Genomic DNA, 20,513 nt, shown 5'->3' with positions numbered 1-20,513 from the left:
CGGTACTGAAGGAGCTATGGCAACTCTTCCCGAAACGCGTGCTTCGTTGGCAAACCGGGCTGGCTACGATGCGGCTTTTCTTGGGCCCACTGTGCCCCTGCCGGTGCCCACCGATCCGGCCATCGAGACGGTAGTCCTCCCGTACACCCACTTCAGCGTGGTGTTCCGTCCTGACCGACGTCTGGCCACGGCAACGGCGGTCACCATCGACGGCGTAAAGCTGATCGACGCAGACCGTGACGACGACTGGCGGTTTGACCCACGTCTTCCCGACAGCCAGCAAGCGGGCAACCCGGTCTACAAGAACAACCCGCTGGACAGGGGTCACCTCGTCCGCAGGCTTGATCCGGTATGGGGCGTGGGAGACGAGGCAGAGACGGCAAACGAGGATACGTTCCACTTCACCAACGCTGCTCCGCAAATGGACATCTTCAACCAGGGCAAGGAGCTCTGGCTGGGGCTTGAGAACTTCCTGCTCGATCATGCAGAGCAGTTCGACCGCAAGCTGTCGGTGTTCACCGGCCCGGTGCTTGAGGACTCTGACCCGCCCTACCGGGGCATCAAGGTGCCGCTGCGGTTCTGGAAGGTCGCCGCGTTCATGCAGGACGGCGAGCTGGCGGCTACCGCGTACGTCCTAGACCAGAGTCCCGACCTAACCCGCGATGCCGCTGCCCGAGCCCTGGCCGATGCGGCGAGGGCTGGTGATCCTCCGCCTCTGGGCGCCTTCCGCACCTTCCAAGTGCCGGTCGCTGACGTTGCGGAAATCACGGGTCTGGACTTGGGGCCGCTGCCGGCCGCTGACCGGCTGCCTCGTGCAGTTCGCGCCGTGTGCGGTTCTGTACCACCCCCTCGTTGAAGCCGTGGCTGGGCGGGCTGCCGTTTGGTGCGCGGGTCGAACTCCGTACACGTGCAACGGCAGTCCTGGAGTGGCGAATCGGGTGAACAAGGCAGATTCTGGCGTAGACCGCTCAACTCTTCTGTGAAAGGAGCCTTGTATGACGACGCACGAGATCCCTACGGACCGAGCCCTCTCCGCCGAGGAGGGGGTCGAGCTCAAGAAGCGCATCGCTGAGAGTAAGGCGACCGGACAGTGGCACTGGATGGGGAACTACGGAAGCCCCTACGACGTGATGGCCGTCGCGAACGCCGCACCGAAGTGTGAGGCTGGCGAACTCATCACCGGTTTCCATGAAAACGGTCTGATCCCGACGTTCATGTACCGCTAGCGGCGCGTACCCCGCGAAAGCGCTCCCTCCACCGGCCGAACGAAGCGCCCTCGTGGAGGGGCGTTGCTAGCAGGTCGCCAACCATTGGCTGACGTAGCGCCGTGTAGCTTCACTAAGCGGGCGCTTCGCGCCAAACGATCAAGTAGCCAAGCAGCGCCCGCGCCCGGCTTCCTGGAGACTCAGGTGCCCTCGTAGGGCACATCCGCACTGCGCCTCGGCGTGTCACCGATGTGTCACACACCCCAACCCGTACACGGGAAACCAGGGCGCTGACCTGGACGTATACCAGACCGTGTGGACTGCACGGACGAGAAAGACTGGGCGTCAGCCACTGGGGGTCAAGGGGTCGCAGGTTCAAATCCTGTCGTCCCGACTTTACGAAGTCGCAGGTCAGGGGCCATTTCAGAGGAGATCTGAAACGGCCCCTTGATCATTCTTGGGGAACCAGTTGGGGACCAGGGCACTTGACTGAACTATGGCGCACCTTGACCCAGTCAAGGTGCGCCATATGGCCCGTTGACGTGCGCACGGTGTGTTCCAAGGACGCGTTCAAAGATCTCTGGCGCAGCACACTAGAAGAAGCCAAGCAAATGGTGCCCGTCGAGACTTAGGCAGGACCCCTGGCCCGGGAATGGTCCGGATCTTGATCGATGCGGTTCCTCGGACCGGGTCATTGCTTGGATGGACCTTCGCCTCCTGCACTACTTGTCGGCAGCATCGAAGAGCGCCGCTCCTGCTGGGCCGCCGCCCGGTGCCATGAAGTGGTCGAAGCTGGATAGGGGGGTGCCATCCTGCTGCACCGCTCGCGCTCCGGCGTGACATTCGCGCCGACCGACGCCGCCTTGTGCGCCGAAGGAGCAATTGTCAGTTGCTGGACTGGTCTGCTCGTGAGTCTTCTCCTGGCTCTTGACAGCGGGTCTCGGCGATCAGGCAGGGAATGTCCTGGCGGGCGCTGGCAATGAAGTGGGCGGTTTCGTCCCAGAGGTCGTCCGCGACGTCGACAGTCCTGAACATCGCTCGGTTGTTCCTCGGTGCGCCGACGTCGCGGAACCAGTACAGGTCACCACGGGCGTACGGGCGTGGGGTCCGACACCCCCTCAGCAGCCCCCGCGCCCGCCGTGCGAGAGCGTGTGGGCGGGGAGTTCGGCTGCGAGCGTGCGCAGGCTGGCGGCTTTGAGTAGGTGGGGCACTGTGATCTCGCAGCTGTGTTCGCGCCGCAGGCGCGTGGTGAGTTCGGCGGCCAGGAGAGAATCGATGCCCATTCGGTTGATGGGCTTTGTCGGGTCCACCTGGTCGACGGGCATGTCCAGGACGAGGGCGACCTGTTCTGTCAGCCAGTGCTCCAGCGTGGGTGCGGTGTGCGCAGGGTCGGGTTCCGGTGGTGTCCCGTCGCGCTGTCCGGGTGGGCTGTCCGTCGTGAGGGACGCCGTAGACATGCTCATGGGGGTGCGAGCGAGGGGGATCGGGCTTGGTCGGTTGGGTGTTCGTGACGGCTCCATGACCGTGTTGGCAGTGGTGCACGTCGTGTCGGTGGCGGTGTGAAAGGAGGCGCTGGCGGCAGGGCGGGGGCGGTCTGCTGGCCCGGCCGGGGTCGGCTGGCCGGTGGCGTCGAGCAGCTCCTTCAGGAGGGGGTCGGTGGCATCCTGTGGTGAGGAGGAGGCGTAAGCGTGCCAGTCGGCCGGGATGCAGCAGAGGTTGTTGTCCGCCGCGAGTACGGCGGTGAACAGCTCTGGCGCCTGCGCCGGGGTGATGGGCAGGATGCCGATGGGCAGTACGGATCGGCCGTCGCGTTCGCTGAGTCGGTGCGCCATGCCTGTCTCGGCCCAGTAGCCCCAGTTCACGACCGTGGCGGGGGCGCCTGCCGCTCGCCGGTGGGCGCCGAGCGCGTCGAGAAAGCCGTTCGCGGCGGCATAGGAGCCGAGCTGGCTGCTCAGGCGCATGCCGCTGAGAGGCGATACGGCCGAGGAGAACAGGACGAAGAAGTCCAGGTCGTCGCCCGGGAAGAGGCGGTGGAGGACCCAGCCGCCCGCGACTTTGGGACGCAGCGTCCGCTCGATGTCCGCCTTGGTGGTGTCCCGCAGCGGCGCGGGTTCGAGCGCGAGAGCGCTGTGGACCACTCCGGCTACCTTCGGCAGGCCCTGACGGGTGCGCTCGCGCAGCAGCGCGGTCATAGCGGGCTCGTCGGCCACGTCGACGGCCGCGTACCGCACATCGAGGCCCGGTCGCTGGGTGAGGCGGGACAGCCGTTGCGCACGGGGGTCGGTGGGTGGTGCCGTCGACAGGTCGGTGCGGCCGGTGACGAGCAGATGCCGGGCCCCGTTGTCGGCCAGCCACTCGGTGAACAGCCCGCCGATGCCGCTCAGCCCGCCGACGACGAGATAGGTGGCGTCGGGGCGTAGCCGCGGGTGGGGCTGTCCGGGCGGGGGGAAGCGGAGGGCCAGCTTGCCGGTGTGCTCGGCCCGCGCCATCAGGCTCATGGCCTGCGCCGCCTGCTCAGCCTCGAAGACCTTGACGGGGAGGGGTGCCAGCTCGCCGCGGGAGAGCAAGTCGATGACCGTTCGCAGGGTGATGCCCAGGGCGCCGGGGGCGTGCTCGTGCAGCGCGGCCAGATTCATGGAGTGGTAGGAGCGGCCGGGTTCGAAGAGGCGGGCGGGAAACGGTTGCCCGTCGTGCGTCTCGTTGCAGGCGGCCTCCACGTAGTGGCCGAAGGGGGACAGAAGTTCGAAGTTGGCCTGCCGGGCGTCTGCTCCCTTGAGGGTGTTCAGGATGATGTCGACGCCTGTGCCGTCCACGTCGCGCAGTTGGCGGGCGAAGTCCGTGGAACGGGAGTCGGCGACCTTCTCGGCGCCCATCTGCAACAGCAGGTCACGCTTGGCCTTGCTGCCTGCCGTGGCGAAGATTCTGGCGCCGCACCAGCGGGCGATCACCATGGCGGCCATTCCCATGCCGCCACTCGCCGAGTGGATGAGGACCTTCTGACCCGGCTGGAGGCGCGCGAGGTCGATCAGGGCGCGGTAGGCCGATACGTACGCGACGGGAACGGAGGCCGCCTCGGCTGGTGTGAACTGGGGGGGCCGTACGGCGGCGTAGGCGGCCAGGGCGATGGCGTAGGAGGCCGGCGGCGCGAACGTGAGGGCACAGACCTCATCGCTGACGGCGAACTCGGTGACGCCCTCTCCCACGGCCACCACGGTGCCTGCGCATTCAAAGCCCGCGAGGGCTTCTTTCCGGCCGGCCAGCATGCCCACGGCGAGCAGCACGTCACGGTAGTTCAACGAGGTATGCGTGACCTGGATGGCGATCTGACCCGGTCCCGGCGGGGGATTGTCCCTCGCGGGGGTGAGGCTGATGCCTCCGATACCGCCGGTGGTGGAGAGAGCGACCCCGAACGGGTGTGCTGCCAGGCGTTGCGGTGAGGGAACCAGTCGCGGAACGTGGGCACTCCCCCCGCGTAGGGCGATACGGTCCTCGTCGCCCGCCGCGTGCAGGTGGAGGGCCAGATGGTCGGCCTCTTCACACGGTTCACGGGGTCCACGAAGCTCGGGTGCGCGGGCGTCGAGGTCGATGAGGACGGAAGACGAGCGTGGTGTCTCGAGCTGCAGGACACGCGTCAACGGCCACAGGGCTGCCTGCCATGGGGCGGGCAATGAGTCGTCGGCCAGGGCCGCCTGGGCGCCACGGGTGATCACAAACAGTGTCGGGGGCGGCGAGGACGGCAACTCGGCCAGGGCGCGGGAGACCGGTAGCAGACTGGCGCACAGATCTGTCGTGACCCACTGCACCTCGCGCGGCGAGGCGTCCGCCCCGGTGGCCCCAGCCAGAGCACCCAGGTGGACCACACCAGTCAGGGGTGCGTCACGGGTGATGTCCTTGAGCATGCGCGCCAGGTCGTCGGCCGAGGCGAGGTTCGCGCGAAAGCGGCCGGGGCCGTGAACCCGGTAGCCAATGCCGGGCCTGACGGTGTGGACGGTGCCTCCGTTCGCGGTCAGCGCGGCGTGCAGGGGCTGGTCGAGGGATGAACCACCGGACACCAGCAGCCAGTTGCCGCCTTGGCCGGACGGTGCGGGTGGCGGCAGCGGCCGCCAGCACACCTCGAGCATCGGGTCGAACAGGGGGGCGGCCGCCGGTTGAGGCGGGACAGGCGTAAGGCTCTTTCCCCGCACGCCCTGGATTTCGGCGATAACCGTGCCGTACCGGTCCGCCACCACGAGATCGACGCGGATGTCGTCCGCCGTGTCCGGCTTCCGCCTCGAGGCGTGCACCCACAACTCCTCCCCCTCCGGCTCTCGGTACAGCCGTAGGCGGTCCACCGCTGTCAGCACGAAACCGTGCTCCGTGGCTCCGTCGGACTCGGCCGCGGCGAGCGCTGCCTGCAAGCAGCCGTCGAGCGCTCCGGGGTGGATGAGATGGCCACCGCGTGCCACCGGACGCAGGCGCACCAGCGCTTCTCCTGCCCCGCGGTGGATCTCGGCCACGCAGCGGAACGGCCCCCGCCAGTCGTTGCCCTCCATGGCGCGCTCTTGGTAGAAGTGCTCGCCGGCCTGCCAGTCGGGGCAGCGCTCGCGCAGGTGATCCAGGTTGACGGGCGAGGGGGGCAGCGAGGTGTCGCCGGCAATGTGGAGGTTCACGTGGTGCTGCCAGGCGGCGGTCTCATCGCGGCGGCTGGTGACGCTGAGGCACCGGGCGTCGTCGGCGCTCGACTGTGCGCGTACCCGCAGGTTCCAGGGCTGGTGGTCGTCGAGCAGCAGCAACTCCTCGAAGGTGACGTTTCGCACCTCGTTGCCCAGGCTTCCCTCCCTGGCGGCCGCGAGGGCGAATTCGAGGTAGAAAGCACCAGGGACTACGGGGCGCTCCGCGATGCGGTGGCCGAGCAGGTAGGCGTGCTGCTCCCTGTCGAGCACGCCGCTCCACGACCGAGCGCCCGCGCCCGTCTCCTCCTCTGTACGCGTGAGGACGGCGTGCGAGGTCTTCGGGGGCGGCGGTGCAGGGGCAGCAGCGTCGGTCACTGGGAACACCTTCGTGGTGGTGGACTGGATGGGGGGCCAGGGGAAGGCACGAGCCTGTTGCCAGTACGAGAAGCGCTGCCAGGGGTAGCCCGGCAGCGACACAGGGGCTGCGGGCTTTCCGAGGACCTGCGGCCAGTTCGGGTCGCAGCCGGCCGCATACAGGTCGCCCAGTGTGCGGTGGAGGGAGGCCAGCTCGTCATGGTCGCGGCGCAGCGACTCCAGCGTCAGGGCGCCACCGCGGCCCAGGGCTTCGGTGAGCACGGGGTGCGGGGAAACCTGGAGGAACACAGTGCGTCGTTCACCGGCCAGCTGGCTGCGTACGGCTCTGTCCAGCAGTACCGGGTCGCGCAGGTTTCGCCACCAGTAGTCGCCGTTCAGGGCAGTGCCCGGCACCACTGATCCGGTGACGGTGGACAGGAAGGGCACGTTGGTCTCACGGGGACGCAGATCGGCAAGCTGCCGCCTCAGCGGGTGTCGCACCGGATCGACACTGCGGCTGTGCGCGGCGTAGTGGACCGGTACGCGCAGGCAGGAAATGCCCCGCTGCTCGCAGCCCTCCTCAATGCGGTCGATTGCCTGCGAGGTGCCCGCGAGCACGCTGGAGGTGGGACTCTCCTCCACGGCGACCGAGGCCGCCACACCCAGCTCGTCCAGGAAACCGGCGACCTTGTTCGGCGGCACCTCCGTCCAGCACAGGGCACCGGGCTGGGCAAGTGTGTCGATGAGCCCAGCACGCAGGCAGCTCACACGGCCGGCTTCTTCCAACGTGAGGGCACCGGCTACCTGAGCGGCGGCGATCTCACCCTGGCTGTGCCCCAGAACGGCGTCGGGTTCGATGCCCCAGGAACGCCACAGGGCGGCCAGGGACACCCCCATGGCCCACAACGCGGGCTGGATGACGGAGGTCTGCTGTAGCCAGGTGTCGTCCTCGTCCCGCAGGACGTCGCACAACGACCACCCACCGTGCGTACGGATGACGGCGTCGCAGCGCTCCACCGTGTCGGTGAAGACGTCTTCCCTGCCCAGGAGTTGCCGGCCCATACCGGCCCACTGGGAGCCCTGGCCCGGGAGCACGAACACCACGCGCGGTGCGGACCACACCGCACCGTTCGACGCTGACACATCCCGCCGCTCCTGTCCCGCCAGGTGGGCGCGCAATGTGTCGGCCAGAGAGGCGGGCGTTGTTGCGGACACCGCCAGCCGGTGTTCGTGGTGGTCGCGGCCGGTGGCGGCAGATGCGCACACGTCTGCCAGACAAGGGGCAGGGTTTGACGTCAGCAAGTGCACATAGCGTTCGGTCAGTTCCCGCAGGGCGTCGGTCGAGCGGGCGGACAGGGGCAGCAGGGACTGGCCCGCACCGGGCCGCGGTTTCGGCACGGCCGCCTGACCGCCGGGCGCGGCCGACAGGACCAGGTGGGCGCCCACGCCTGAAGCCCCGATGGACGTTACGCCTGCCACGAGGAGGCGCTCGTCGTCCGGCAGTGCGGTGGGCCGACGGGGAAGGCACAGCGGAGCGGCTTCCCAGTCGACGGCAGGGTTGGCAGTGCCCAGTCGCGTGTCCCCAGGCACGAGGCGGTGCTCCAGGCACAACACGGTTTTGATGAGGCCGACCACCCCGGCGGCCGCCTCGGTATGTCCGATGTTCGTCTTCACTGACCCCACCAGGCAGCGCTCACGGTCGCCGTCCCGCGGGCCGAGCACCCGGGCCAGGGCTTCCAGTTCCACCCGGTCGCCCACGGCGGTGCCGGTGCCGTGGGCTTCGACGAACCGGGTGTCACGGGGGTCGACGCCCGCGAACTCGCAGGCCAGGCGCAGGGTTTCCTCTTGGCTCCGCACGGACGGCGCGATCATCCCCTGGCCGGTGAAACCGCTGCTGCCCAGCGCCCCTCCGAGAATCACCGCTCGTACCCGGTCACCGTCGGCCAACGCCCGTGCGAGGGGCTTGAGCAGCAGCATGCCGACTGCCTCGGACTGGACGTATCCGTTGGCCGAGGCGTCGCCGAACTTGCAGCGGCCGTCCGGGCCGATCGCTCCGGCCCGCGCCAGGGGTACCGAGCCGTACGGGGCGAGCAGTACGTGGCTGCCGCCTGCCAGGGCGTAGTCGCACTCGCCCAGCCGTAGGGACTGGCACGCGGTGTGCACAGACACCAGCGACGAAGAGCACGCGGTGTCAATAGTCATGGCCGGCCCTCGTAGGTTCAGGGCGTACGCGATACGGCCGTGGAGAGCGCTGTGGGTCCCGCCTTGCATGGCGAGCAGATCCAGGTTCTCCAGGTCCCCGATCTGCCGCAACCAGTAGTCGTTGCCGAAGGCGCCGAGGAAAACGCCGGTGCGAGCCCGGCTCAGTTCCCGTACCGGGACCGCGGCGTCTTCGGCAGCCTCCACGGATGTCTCCAGCAACAGCCTCTGCTGGGGATCCATGCGCCGGGCCTCGCGGGGGGAGATACCGAAGAATCCCGCGTCGAAGAGATCAAGGCCGGGGAGGAATCCACCACGCACCGTGGGCAGCTTCCCAGGCGCACCCGGCTCTGCGGCGTACAGCTCGCGCAGCCAGGGCCGTTCGGTAGAGGCTTCCGTGACGCCGTCCCGGCCGGCCACCAACAGGTCCCACAGTTCACGTACTCCCGGCGCTCCCGGAAAACGGCCGCTCATCCCGAGGACGGCAACTGCTTGTTCCGGGGCGGCGAACTCTTCCTGCCCGTCCATGGATAGGAACTCCCTTTCCGTCCCCGACGAACAAGCAGGACCGGGTTGGCTTTCACAGCAGTTGTTACGCCAGGGCCCGTCCGGACGCTCTGCCCGGGAGCTGCCCCCTACGCAGACCAACGATCAGCCTGGCAAGCCGTAATGGCAGACACCGCTGCCGTACTGGCTGCGGGCAGGCAATCGCGGTTGCGTGCGGGAGCTGCTGTCGTATCGGTGCCCCGGTCGCTCGTGGTGACCCTCTCCTGTTGTCCTCATGCGAGGGGGAATGACGGTTCCTCTGGTGGGGAAGGCAGGACAGCTTTGACGTCCGAGGAAAAATGCCGTGCCACGGTGTCCCAGTGTTCGCGCAGGAACACGTGTCCACCGGCGTACGCCCGGTCCGCGATGACGCGCGAGCTGGTGTATGCGTCCCAGCGGCGTACCAGGTCGCGGGGGATGATGGCGTCTTCTTCGCCCGAGAAGAGGGAAACAGGACAGGTCACTTGAGTCCCCGGGCTGTACCGGTAGGACAGCACCGTAATGCTGTCCCGGTAGATGGCTTGGGCTGCGAGTTCACGCATATCCGGTGTCAGGGCTCGTTCCTGAAGGAGCGCGCGGACCGCTCTGTCCGGACGCGCCATGAACCGTGAGTATTTGGCGGCTTCGCCCGGAGCGGGAGCAGCGCACACACCGAGCAGGAGCGGCCCCTGAGCACCCTTGTGGACCAGTGCGCGCGCGGTCTCGAAAGCCCAGATCCCACTGGCGCAGTAACCGAGGAAAACGCTGGGTTTCGAGCTGCCCGCCGCACTCATTGCTTCGGTGGTGGCCTCCACCAGTTTGGAGTAGTGGTTCACCCGCGGTTCAGCGCTGCGTTCTTCGCGACCGGGCGCCTGCAAGGCCACCGGCTCCATGAACGTGGGCAGCTCCTCCGCTAGCCCAAGGTAAAAGGATGCGCCTGTGCCAGGTGGTGGGAAAAGGTAGGCGCGCACAGACGCTGATGGGCGGGAGGCCAGTGGAATCAACCAGCGGCTGGCCGAGCTGTGCTCGGTTCCGTTGGACGGCGGCTTGCCATTTCCCATCATGTGCCCTTTCCGGCAGTTGCTGTGTGCTCCAGCAGGCCGAGGTCCGGGCTGCCGGCTTCGAGGCCGAAGAGGGCAATCTCGCCGGCCTTCGGCGACGACAAGAAGCCTGGCTTGGCACCGGCCAATCCACGGTTACGCCCCTCCGTCGATTTGTCGCAGGAGAAGCGCGAGTGCCGGCGTGGCGTTCAAGCGGCGAACAGTTCACGCCCGGCTCCCTCCCACCCTCGCTGCGCAGTTGCACGCCGACGGCCCTCTCCAACCAACCTGGAGCGGTTCAGTGCTGGTCTCCGTGCTGCGGGCTGGGGGAGGTTCCCGACCGGGAGGCGGCAAGCGCCGGGCTGCAGTCATGTCGTTCACCCGCCGGTGCTGTGGTGGTGTTGTCAGCGAGACGTGAGCGGCTCCGTAGGCCGAAGGCCGTCATGCCGGCGCCCACCATGCCCATTGCCCAGAGGATGCCCAGGGCGAGTTCGTGCCAGGGCACCACGTGCAGTCCCCCGGCTGTGACCACGGTCTGCATGGCACCGTAGGCCGGAAAGAATCGCAGCAGAGGGCTGTCGGCGGCCGGGTTGGCAATGGGGTTCTGCAGAGAGAGGTCAATGAAGCTGATCATGATGACGAGGAACATGCCGGCCAGTTCGCTGCGCAGACCAGCGGCGAGCATGACACCGATCCCGCCGTAGATCAGTGCCCCCACGAACAACCCCACGGCCAGCAGAAGCAACTGCTGGGGGCGCCAGTACACGCGCATCCACGCGGCGCCGTAGACGGCGACCACGGCCGCAGCCAGCACCAGAGCGGTGAACTTCGCCAATGCCAGGCACAACCTGGGGTAGCCGGCCAGCACCAGGCGCCGGTCGAAGGAGGCGGAACGGGCGGTGGCGATGAACATCATGAAGCCGACGATCAGACCCAGAGCGTGCAGGGCCCCGGACATCTGGCTGATGACATTGCCGTCCATGGTGATCGACCGCTTGACGGGGCGGACGAAGAACCGCACCGGATCACTGGCCGTGACCTTGTACCCCAGTGTGATCCACAGCGGGATGAAGAACACCACGATCACCAGGGCCAGCCGATTGCGCAGCTGCTCGATCAGCGCGAACCGCACGGCAGTCGCCAGACAGGACGTCCATCGCCTCATGACCGCACCCCGGGAGCGGCCGTGCCGCCGATGGCCACGCCGATAGGTTCCGTCTCCTGAAGTACGCCGTCGTGCAACCGGTACATGCAGTCCAGGCGGGAGGCGTCGTAGGCGAGGTGGGAGACGACCAGAACGGAACAGCCGCGATCGCGCAGCTCCCCGGCTACATCCCAAAAACGCAGATACGTATCCCAGTCCAAACCCTGATAGGGCTCGTCCAGGAGCAGCACTTGCGGATCGTGCATCAAAGCCAGCGTGAGGTTCAGCTTCTGCCGTGTTCCGCCGCTCAGCGTTCCCGGGCGAGCCCGGAGGTACTCGCTGCACTGCAGGATCTCCAGTAGCTCATAGGCCCGGTCCAGGCTGTCCAGACCATAGGCGGTCTGGAAGAACCGCAGATGCTGCTCGACGGTGAACGCCTCATGCAGCAGGGTCTCTTGCGGACAGTGCCCAAGCAGGCCCTGGCAGCGCACCGAACCGCCATCCAGGCAAAGGTCACCAACCAGGATGCGCAGCAGAGTGCTCTTGCCTGCACCGTTTTCTCCTACGATCCCCACCAGCTGCCCCGGCGGAAGGTCCAGGGACACGCCTCGCAGGACCTGCCGACGCCGGTAACTCTTGCGCACGTCCTGCATGCTCAACACGGGCCCGCTCGCCCTCATCCTTCTCCCCCTTCCTGGACAGGCCCGGCCGCAGCCTGTGGCGGCCTGCCTGTTCTGCGCCCGCGCTTGCTGTGTCACAGCAGAAGCCCTGATCCATGCCGAGTGGAATCCCTCAGGGCTGTGCCCAGGACGCCGGGCGAGTAAGCACGACGAACGCATACGCAGAGCAAGGAAATGATTACATGCTGCGATAGTTGAGGTTGGCTTCAGTGGGGCACCCTGTGCTCAGCCACGCCGCCCCTTGCCCACGCTCCTATCACTCCTCAAGCATTGCCGGTTATGCCGGGCAGACGCGAAGCTGTCCCGCAGCCCGCTGATCGTCACGCATCCACTCGATGTACAAAACCGGTCCGGTCATGCGCTACCCCGCCCCGACCGTGACGCCTGCCCGATGACGGTGACCGGTTGCTCCACCGCCTTCTGGCCACCGAAACGTGTGACGACGCCAGGGGCGGCCGGCTGACCAAGGAATCGGGTCGCCGCTCAGTCCGAGTGTTGCTTTGGACACGTGTTTGACGGATTGTCCTTCATCGTGTCGGTTGCCACGTGTCCCGGTGGCCTTGCCGCTCGTTGCAGAAACTGGCGCTGCGCCCATTCCTTTGAGGTGGCATCGCTGTCTTCAGTTTTTCTACTGAAGCCGGTTCCCTGCCTCGCGTGCTGCTCAGAACTCCAGGAGAACGCCGTGACTCTCGACTCGGTTCCACAGCCGCCGTCTTCTCAGCTGTCGGCCGTGTCCGACCGCGCTCACCAAGACCATGGTGAGATGCCTGGCGCGGGCAGGGACGACACGCCAACAGGGAAGGAGCGGATGCCTGCGCATGTGGCCTGCATCATGGATGGCAACGGCCGCTGGGCGGAACAGCGCTCACTGGAGCGGACCGAGGGACACTCCGCGGGCGAAGCCGCGTTGGACTCCACGGTCCGAGGTGCACGCGACATGGGGATCCAGTGGCTGACCCTGTTCGCCTTCTCCACCGAGAACTGGCAGCGCCCCCAGGCAGAGGTCGACTATCTGATGCGCTTCAACCAGCGCACCCTCAGCAACAACGGCCAGCACTGGCACCACATGGGAGTCCGGCTGCGCTACCTGGGCGCACTCGACGCCCGCGTCCCGGACTTCGTCCGTGAACAAATCATCCACTTCGAAGAACTGACGGCCGACAATACCGGCATGACCTTGACCATGGCCTTCAATCATGGGGGACGCAGTGATCTCGTCCATGCGGTCCGCGCGCTGATGGACGCTGGCACCAAGGCGGCCGAGGTAGCCGAGGAGAGCCTCGCCCGGCACATGCAGTGTCCCGACCTGCCGGATGTGGACCTGCTCATTCGGACCTCGGGAGAGCACCGGCTTTCCAATTTCCTGCTCTGGCAGATGGCCTACGCCGAAATGTACTTTCCTGAAACCCTGTGGCCTGACTTCCGCGCCGAGCACCTGGCCAAGGCCGTGGCCGTCTATCACAGCCGCCAGCGCCGCTACGGGACAGTCATCCGTACGCCTCAAGACCAGCCCCTCGCACCCCGCTACCCGCGCGGGCATGTGCCGGCACCGGTCCAGATCACCGACTCCAGCGCCCGGGACCTGCTGCGCGAGGCCGACGAGCAGTGAGACCCGCAGCCCGTACACGCAGCGCAGCAGCACGTCCCGGCCATGCCGCTTCGAGGGAGTAGGCGAGCGAGGTGACGCTCCGGTCGAGCCGCGATCCCGGGCGGCGAGCACCCCGAGCAGCGTGCCGACCAGCACGGCGACGATGAACGCGACGGCGCACAACAGGGAGGATCACACTGGCAAAAGCACCTGCGCCGCACTCCTCCAACGCTACTGGGATCCGGCCGCCGACACGGTCACCATCGGCGGCCACGACTTGCGCGACCTGCCCTCGGCCCAACTCCAGCGCCTCATCGCCGCCGTCCCCCAGGACGCCTGACTCTTCAACCTGTCCATCCGCGACGACATCCGCCTCGCCAGCCCAGACGCCACCGACACGGACGTGGAAGCAGCCGCCCGCGTCGCCCACGCCCACGACTTCATCACCCGGAGCGGCCTGCGTCCTGAGCATCATCGTCGGCCACCGGGGTACTCGCGCTCACGGACGAGGGCGGCACCGGGCGGGAGGTCGACCTGCGGCCGGGGACGAAGCGGTGAGGGCGCACAAGGACAGAGGAGAAGAGCGGCATGGTGCGGATCGGGTACACGATGATGACCGAGCAGGCCGGACCGCGGGAGCTGGTCGGGCATGTGGTCGGTGCCGAGCGCGCCGGCTTCGACTTCTCCGTCACGTCCGACCACTACTTTCCCTGGCTGGCGTCCCAGGGACACGCCCCCTACGCGTGGAGCGTGCTCGGTGCCGCCGCGCAGGCCACCGAACGCATTCCCCTGATGACGTACGTGACGTGCCCGACGACCCGCTACCACCCGGCGGTCGTCGCGCAGAAGGCCGCCACCCTGCAACTCCTCTCCCAGGGGCGGTTCCGCCTGGGTCTCGGCTCCGGGGAGAACCTCAACGAGCATGTGGTGGGCGGCGGTTGGCCCGCCGCGCATGTCCGGCTCGAGAAGTTGGAGGAGGCCGTGGAGATCATCCGCTCGCTCTTCACGGGGGAGAACGTCAACCACCACGGCGACCACTTCGACGTCGAGAACGCCAGGTTGTGGGATCTGCCCGACACGGCCCCGCCGATCGGTGTCGCCGTCTCGGGCGACCGCTCGTGCGAACTCGCCGGCCGTCTGGCCGACTTGCTGATCGCCACCGAACCCAAGCCGGAACTGACCTCCGCGTTCGACCGGCACGGTGGCGCGGGCAAGCCCAAGGTCGGCCAGCTGCCGATCTGCTACGACACCGACCGCGACGCCGCGATCGCCCGCGCCCACGACCAGTTCCGCTGGTTCGGCGGCGGCTGGCCGGTCAACTCCGAACTGCCCGGGCCCGCCGCGTTCGATGGCGCCACCCAGTTCGTACGGCCCGAGGACGTCGCCGAGTCCATTCCCTGCGGCGACGATGCGGACACGGTCGTCGAGGCCGTACGCCCTTACGTCGACGCGGGGTTCACCGAGGTCGCGCTCGTCCATGGTCTGCCGGCCCGATGACCTGCGGCGGCGTGCGGTTGGACGAGCCTGGTCGCGGGGCGGTCGGGCCACGCCCGCCTCCGGGCGCCGCCGATGCGCGAACCCCGTTCACCAGTGGACGGTCACCCTCGCCGACTCGCGCCGAACGGCGTGGCGGGACGCGGCCGGTGGCGACCGCGGAGCGCAGGGTGCGGAGTCCCCGATAGCCCTCCTTGTGAGCCGACGTACATCCATCCTGGAACATGACTCAGGCCGAGCCCTTCTTCGCACCGCAAAGCACGCCGAGGGCGGCCCCTGGTGGGGACGGCTCGACGAGATCGACTTTCTGGAGGGTGTACGACCTGGACGCGCTGGCGTCGACGGACTGCCGGTTCACGACGGCGCGTGACGACATACTCCAGCACCGGATCAACAATCCATGGTCCCCGTCCGGTGCCGGGCCGTTCGGGTGGGACCATACGTACGGGTGGAGGGCGGGTGGGGATTCCCACTGCTGCGGAATGGTAAAGGCTCTGACCTGGCTGCGCACCCGGTGAGCGCTCATTCCGGGCCCGGCAGGGAGGAGTGCGACAGCAAACCGAGGAATCGCCGACTGTCCGCTGGGGGTGAGCTGAGAGAGGGGTCGGCTGTCTCAGGATGTGCTGCTCGGGATCACGCAGTTCTTCGGCTGTTCCTTGCCGGTGGGCCAGCCCAGACCGACGAACTTCAGGGTCCCGCGCACGCCCTGGCCCGGGTTCAGTTCGACGACCGCGACGGGCTTGTCGTACGGATTCCCGCCGTTGGTCAGGCAGATCAGGCCACTCGTGCCCCTCACCCGGTGCACCGACTGGAGTTTCGACCACTCCTGGCGGACGTCCGCGAGGCTGGGTGCCTGCTCGGCGTCGTTTCCCTGGACCTCGTGCAGGGCCGTGCCAATGGTGACGAGGCCGTCGTAGACGACCATGGTGCGGGAGTCCTCCAGGTTCGGGGTGGAGCCGAGGTCCGTGCCCGCCGTGCTCGTGCTCTTGATCAGGTCGTTGAGGGCGTCCAGGGCTGCCTTGGGCTCGGTGAGGTGCTGGGGGAGCTCGTTCGCGGCGGGCTCGCGGTGATGGGTCTGCTTCCAATGCTTGGTCCAGGCGGCCAGCTCGGTGTCCCAGGCGGCAGGGTGCGCCGGGGCGGCGTACTGGACCGTGACCTTCGCCTCGCCGTCCTCGCCGCGCAGCTGCGCCCAGTCCTTCTCGGACATGGCCTGTCGCAGCGAGGCGGCGTCGGAGCCGCTGACCAGGGTGAAGTGCCGGTCCGCGCAGGTCTGCCTGGCGAGCGTGAGCGCGAAGATCCGCATGTGCAGCGTGCGCCCCGCGAAGTAGACGGTGTCGGCCGCGGAACCGCAGATGTTGTTGGCGATCTGCTCGAACTGGCTGCCGGTCGAGCCGGCCTCGTCGATCCCCGGGGATTCGAAGGACATGTTGTCGGGACCGGCCGGCCCCGTTTCCTTGATCCCCCGGAACGCGCTCGCCAGCGACTCGTCGTAGGCGTCCGGGCGGGTGTCGTAGACCAGCACCGTCCTGGCGTTCTCCCGGCCCCGCTCGCCGTTGAAGTTGGCCAGGGCCTCGGCCGCGTTGCCGTTGGTGGGGATGATCCGGGCCAGGCCGGGGAATCGTTGCTTCTTCCCGTCGACGTTCGCGATCCCGTCCCCGCTGATCCGGGAGGCGAGCACCGGGACGCCGTTTTCCGTCAGACGTTCTACGGCCGCCTCGGTGGCGTCGAGGGTGAGGTTGAAGCCCGTGACGGCCCGCAGCTTGTCCTTGTCGGATTCGGCCATGTCGAGCAGCGTGCTCACGACCTTGTCCTGATGGCCGTAGTTCAGCCCGGGGTTGGCCAGCACCAGTCGGATCTTGGGCACTTGGCCCTCGCCCGAGTTGGCCTGTCGCTGTCCCAGATACGCGCCCTGGAGGTCGCTGCGCATCTGCCGCCGCAGCCCCGCCGTGTCCGACTGGAGGGGCAGCATCATCGCCACGGCGATGTGGGGCTGGTTCGCGATCCTCTTGTTCTCCTCCGAGATGGCCTCGGCCACGGCGCTGATCTCCGGTGTGCCGAAGTCGTAGCCCGCGCCGTCGACGCCGACGCACTCGACGCCGATCTTCTCGATGCCGTCGTGGCAGGTGTCCGGCTTCAGGAGGGCGGGAACGCCGTATACGCCGGCGGCCACGAGCACCGCCACGCCCGCCAGCGCGTAGAGGATCTTTCCCCACCTGGGCAGTCTGTTCCACCTGGGTATCCGGCTGGGCATCCCCGTTACCTCCTTCTGCCGAGCTGATCGGTGCAGTCGCAGCGGAGCAACGGCTGCTCGTTCGCGGCCAGGCGGCGCCACTCGGTGGCTGTCGGGCCGAGTTCTCCGGCGCCGTCGAAGTCCATGGTCGACAGTTGCCTCAGCAACTGCTCCAGCGTGCGGGCCATTTCGCCCCCGGTCGGCCTGGTGCGCTCCTCGCACAGCCATACGGCGTGCAGCAGTTGGTCGACGGTGCGGCGCAGCGGCGGTCCGTCGACCCGTGCCAGACCCTGGGCGCGCTTGCGGCGCTCGTCCGCCCCGCCCGGATACGGCGCCTGGGCGATCTCCAGCAGTTCCTCGCACCACTGACGCGAGCGGCCGGGGAGGGTGGCGGCGAGGTGGCGAACCACGTCGTCGACGCCGCCGGAGACAAGATGGTGGTTCATCTGGTGGGTCGTCACCGAGTGGAACGCACCGCCGCTCGGCTCACTCACGGCGTAGTGGTCGCGCAGCAGATGGTGGTTGGTGTACCAGGCGGCACCGTCGCGCGACAGCCCGTACAGCCGGTGCACCAGCAGCTGACGCAGGCCGAAGTCCCCGATGAAGTGCCGCTCGCAGCTGGGCCACCCGGTGTCGTTGAGCAGCCGCGCGACCTCATGTGCCGTCAGGCGCAGGACACGGCCCGCCTGGTGATGGCGCAGCAGGACGTCCGCGCACGCCGGGTCGTGCGCCACCGACAGATGGGTGAGGAGATCGAGCCACTGTTCATGGTGCTCGTCCGGCAGCCGCACCGGCAGCTGGTCGAGGATCAGCTCCTGAAGCAGTACGTCCGTCACCGGCCGCTCGGCGGTGCCGTCCGGGTGGTGCAGCTTGGCGTCCAAGATGGCCCGGTCGTTGGCGTCCGTCTCCATCCGGTGGTCGGCGGCAGCGGTGGCCAGCCGGATCACCGTGTGCGGCCGTCCGCCGCTCAGCTGGGCCACGGCGGCGGTGATACGGGGGCGATGCATACCGCCCTCCCGCTCCGCGCCCAGCTGTATTCGCTCGGTCGCCCGGCGGAGCTGGTCGCCGGTGAGGAAAGGCATCCGCAGTATGAGCACCCCGGCGGACAGCGGGCCCCGGTCCTCCTCCGGGTCACTGCGGCGGGACCAGGTGGCCGGCACCCCGTCTGCGGGTCGGAACGCCGCCACCTCCCTCGGCGGCAGACCCCCGTGCAGGAAGTCGCCGCCGTCCGCCCGGCGTGCCGTGCCCACGATCACCACGCGGTCGCGCTGCCCGTCCCGGCGGTCGGTGAGCGCGGCGCGCAGTAGCCGCTCGCCCAGCGGTTCTTCGGCGTGGTCCAGCAGCAGTCCCGGGCGGCCGACCCGGCCCAGCCAGCCGCCCAGACCGCCGTACGCCGCCTCCAGATCCTCGCGCAGCGCCCGGAACAGGAAGCGCTCCGCGTCCTCCCGCCGCTCGCCGCCGGCCCGGAAGTCGTCGGCGAGCCTGCGCAGCCCGTGCTTGGGCTGGCCCGCCGCGCCGGGATACTCGCCGTAGATCCGGGTCAGTTCCGCCTCGATCCGGGGCGTCACGCGCTCGAAGAGGGCGTCGAGCAGCGCGGTGAGCGCGGCGGCCCCGTATGGGCCGAACGCCTGGCCGGCCAGGACCTCCAGCATCCTCTGTACGGCCCCGAGGAGCGCGCCGCGCCAGAAGTCGAGCGCCCACAGACCGCGCAGGCGCGGCTGCTGGATCAGCTCCTCGTACCGCTCGACCTCTGTCCTGATCGCCTCACCGGTGCCACCCGCGACGCCGGTCGCGATCACCGCCAAGCCCGCGAAGAACCGCGGGAAGGCGAACGCGCCTCCCGTTCCCCGCCAGGTGTGCAGCAGCAGGGCGGCCTCGACCAGGGCCTCGGTCACCACCGAGCGGGCACCGGGCTCCGCCCTGGCCCGGCCCATGTACTCCGATGAGGCGCAGTCCAGACGGATCACCGGCACCTGGCGGGCGAACCGGTCGTGCACCGCCCGCAGCAGCCGCCCCTTGCCCATCCCCGGGCCGCCGGTGAGCAGCACCACGGGCAGGTCGGGGCCGTACAACGGCTTGCGGTCTTCACCCGACGGCGACCGCCCTAACAGGCGTGCAAAGAAACCGTCCGCGTCAAGGAGTTTCTCGAAGCCCAGATCCTCATACACGCATCTCCCCCGTGAATGCCCTCCCGCTCGGAAGCGGGTGATCGATGTGGTGGATGGAGATTAGTGGAACACGAGACCTTCAATCAGGACAACGGTTGTTATGTGAAGGGAAGTTGGTGGTGGAGACCAATGGTGTCTCATGTCGTTGCTTCATGGCGCGGTGGGGGCCGACGTGCCTGAGCTCCGGAGAGCATGAGTACGGCCGCCGAGCGTGGAGTCGGCGGTCGCGCCGTCGGCGTGCACCCAGCCCCTGCCGCTGGTCAGGACTGCTCGTTGTGGGAGCCGAGACGACGATGGTGCAGCATCAGGAGGGTGGCCACCGCGTTCGCCGACCGGATCTCACAGCGCACCACCGGTTCGGGCACCTTCTCCAGAGGTGCCTACTCACGGCACGCGGACTCGATGGCATCAGCCGCATCGGACCCGGCCGTCAGCGGGTCTCCTCCTTGAACTCGCGCGAGGCGACCACGGCGGGGTCTTCGCCCCACGCTGGTGCCGCCCGACGGCAGCTCCCAGCCCCATCCCCGGTCATGAACCGGTGCCGCCACAGCAGCAAGAACGTTGTTCGCCTCGTTGACGACCGTGGCTCCTGCGACCGGCCGCAGGCGAATGATGGTGTGGTCCAGTTGCCGGCCATCGGGCAGCTCGACGTCCGCCTGTGCGGTCGCTGCCCCGAGCGGGCCGCGCGCAGCCCGGGGCCGTTTTACAGCCTGTACTTTCCGCCCTCCGGCCTCGCAACAGCCGGTTTCGTTTCGCGAGCCGCACTTGGAGCGAGCCGAAATGTACTGGCGGAGCTGCTCCGCTGTGGCCTGATGAGGGAGAGGCCGAACCGGGAGCGGGTGCGCCGCCAGAGCGCTGTGGGGACAGCGTGGCTGTTCAGAAGACACCTGCTCTGTTCTCAACAGCGGCAGCCGGCCTTGCCGCCGAGGCTGAGCGAGGCCCAGTTTCGCACGGCTGGAGGAGCGGGAGCTGGAGGAGCGGGAGTTGGACAAGGGGCCGGTCGCGCACGGCTGGCTGGTTCCCTCACCGCCCACACCGTCAACATCCCGTCGGGACTGCCCGAGCGGCTGGACACCGAAGGGTTGCGTGGCTCGTCCTGCTGGTGCTGGAATCGGTCGGCGGTGGCCTGCTACCGGCTGTAGTCCTGACTTTGGCGTGGGTTCTGCCCTTGGCTCCCCGGGCGCAGTGCTTCGGGCGCCGGTCCCGGCGGTCGGCTCTTCTGCGGACGGTGACG

12 protein-coding genes are annotated in these 20,513 nt (G+C 68.3%); 5 read left to right on the top strand and 7 right to left on the bottom strand.

Translation table 11 applies throughout. The annotated features are described in order from the left end of the window. Positions 1–16: 16 nt before the first annotated feature. Together OG734_RS05475 and OG734_RS05470 are read left to right on the top strand one after the other, a co-directional pair. Complete coding sequence (locus tag OG734_RS05475) at positions 17–856, top strand: DNA/RNA non-specific endonuclease (RefSeq protein WP_330286318.1); 840 nt, start codon at positions 17–19, stop codon at positions 854–856. Positions 857–995: 139 nt separating this feature from the next. Further along, entirely contained in the window at positions 996–1,226 is a 231-nt protein-coding gene (locus OG734_RS05470) for a hypothetical protein (protein WP_189152324.1), read from the top strand. Positions 1,227–2,323: 1,097 nt separating this feature from the next. On the opposite strand, the gene OG734_RS05465 is transcribed toward OG734_RS05470, so the two are convergent. From OG734_RS05465 to OG734_RS05450, 4 genes are all read right to left on the bottom strand, one after another. Continuing rightward, positions 2,324–8,938 carry a type I polyketide synthase gene (locus OG734_RS05465; RefSeq protein ID WP_330286317.1) on the bottom strand — a complete coding sequence of 2,205 codons (6,615 nt, stop codon included), beginning with the start codon at positions 8,936–8,938 and terminating at the stop codon, positions 2,324–2,326. 251 nt (positions 8,939–9,189) lie between these two features. Continuing rightward, entirely contained in the window at positions 9,190–9,996 is an 807-nt protein-coding gene (locus tag OG734_RS05460) for a thioesterase II family protein (RefSeq protein ID WP_330293573.1), read from the bottom strand. A 277-nt stretch (positions 9,997–10,273) separates the two neighbouring features. Then, the gene (locus OG734_RS05455; RefSeq protein WP_330286316.1) at positions 10,274–11,140 is read right to left on the bottom strand and encodes an ABC transporter permease; all 867 of its coding nucleotides are present in this window, start codon (positions 11,138–11,140) and stop codon (positions 10,274–10,276) included. Next, on the bottom strand, positions 11,137–11,799 hold the full coding sequence (locus OG734_RS05450) for an ABC transporter ATP-binding protein (protein ID WP_330286315.1): 663 nt from the start codon (positions 11,797–11,799) through the stop codon (positions 11,137–11,139). Before OG734_RS05450 ends, OG734_RS05455 begins: the two co-directional genes overlap by 4 nt. A gap of 682 nt (positions 11,800–12,481) precedes the next feature. On the opposite strand from OG734_RS05450, the gene uppS reads away from it, so the two are divergent. The 3 genes from uppS to OG734_RS05435 all read left to right on the top strand — a co-directional run bounded on the left by uppS (position 12,482) and on the right by OG734_RS05435 (position 14,884). After that, positions 12,482–13,408, top strand: coding sequence for a polyprenyl diphosphate synthase (gene uppS / locus OG734_RS05445; RefSeq protein WP_330286314.1), 927 nt, complete (start codon positions 12,482–12,484; stop codon positions 13,406–13,408). 121 nt (positions 13,409–13,529) lie between these two features. After that, on the top strand, positions 13,530–13,727 hold the full coding sequence (locus OG734_RS05440) for a hypothetical protein (RefSeq protein ID WP_330286313.1): 198 nt from the start codon (positions 13,530–13,532) through the stop codon (positions 13,725–13,727). A 248-nt stretch (positions 13,728–13,975) separates the two neighbouring features. Next, positions 13,976–14,884: an LLM class F420-dependent oxidoreductase gene (locus OG734_RS05435; RefSeq protein WP_330286312.1), complete on the top strand. Its 909-nt coding sequence runs from the start codon at positions 13,976–13,978 to the stop codon at positions 14,882–14,884. Positions 14,885–15,110: 226 nt separating this feature from the next. Here OG734_RS05435 and OG734_RS05430 read toward each other — a convergent pair whose 3' ends face one another. The 3 genes from OG734_RS05430 to OG734_RS05420 all read right to left on the bottom strand — a co-directional run bounded on the left by OG734_RS05430 (position 15,111) and on the right by OG734_RS05420 (position 19,279). Next, complete coding sequence (locus OG734_RS05430) at positions 15,111–15,257, bottom strand: hypothetical protein (RefSeq protein WP_330286311.1); 147 nt, start codon at positions 15,255–15,257, stop codon at positions 15,111–15,113. 237 nt (positions 15,258–15,494) lie between these two features. Then, positions 15,495–17,132, bottom strand: coding sequence for an amino acid ABC transporter substrate-binding protein (locus tag OG734_RS05425; RefSeq protein WP_330286310.1), 1,638 nt, complete (start codon positions 17,130–17,132; stop codon positions 15,495–15,497). Positions 17,133–17,137: 5 nt separating this feature from the next. Then, positions 17,138–19,279: a hypothetical protein gene (locus OG734_RS05420; RefSeq protein ID WP_330286309.1), complete on the bottom strand. Its 2,142-nt coding sequence runs from the start codon at positions 19,277–19,279 to the stop codon at positions 17,138–17,140. Between the last annotated feature and the right edge of the window lie 1,234 nt (positions 19,280–20,513).

It is taken from the genome of Streptomyces sp. NBC_00576, assembly GCF_036345175.1.
Lineage (GTDB): Bacteria > Actinomycetota > Actinomycetes > Streptomycetales > Streptomycetaceae > Streptomyces.
The sequence above is the reverse complement of the archived record's forward strand: the minus strand, read 5'-3'. Positions and strand labels throughout refer to the sequence as shown.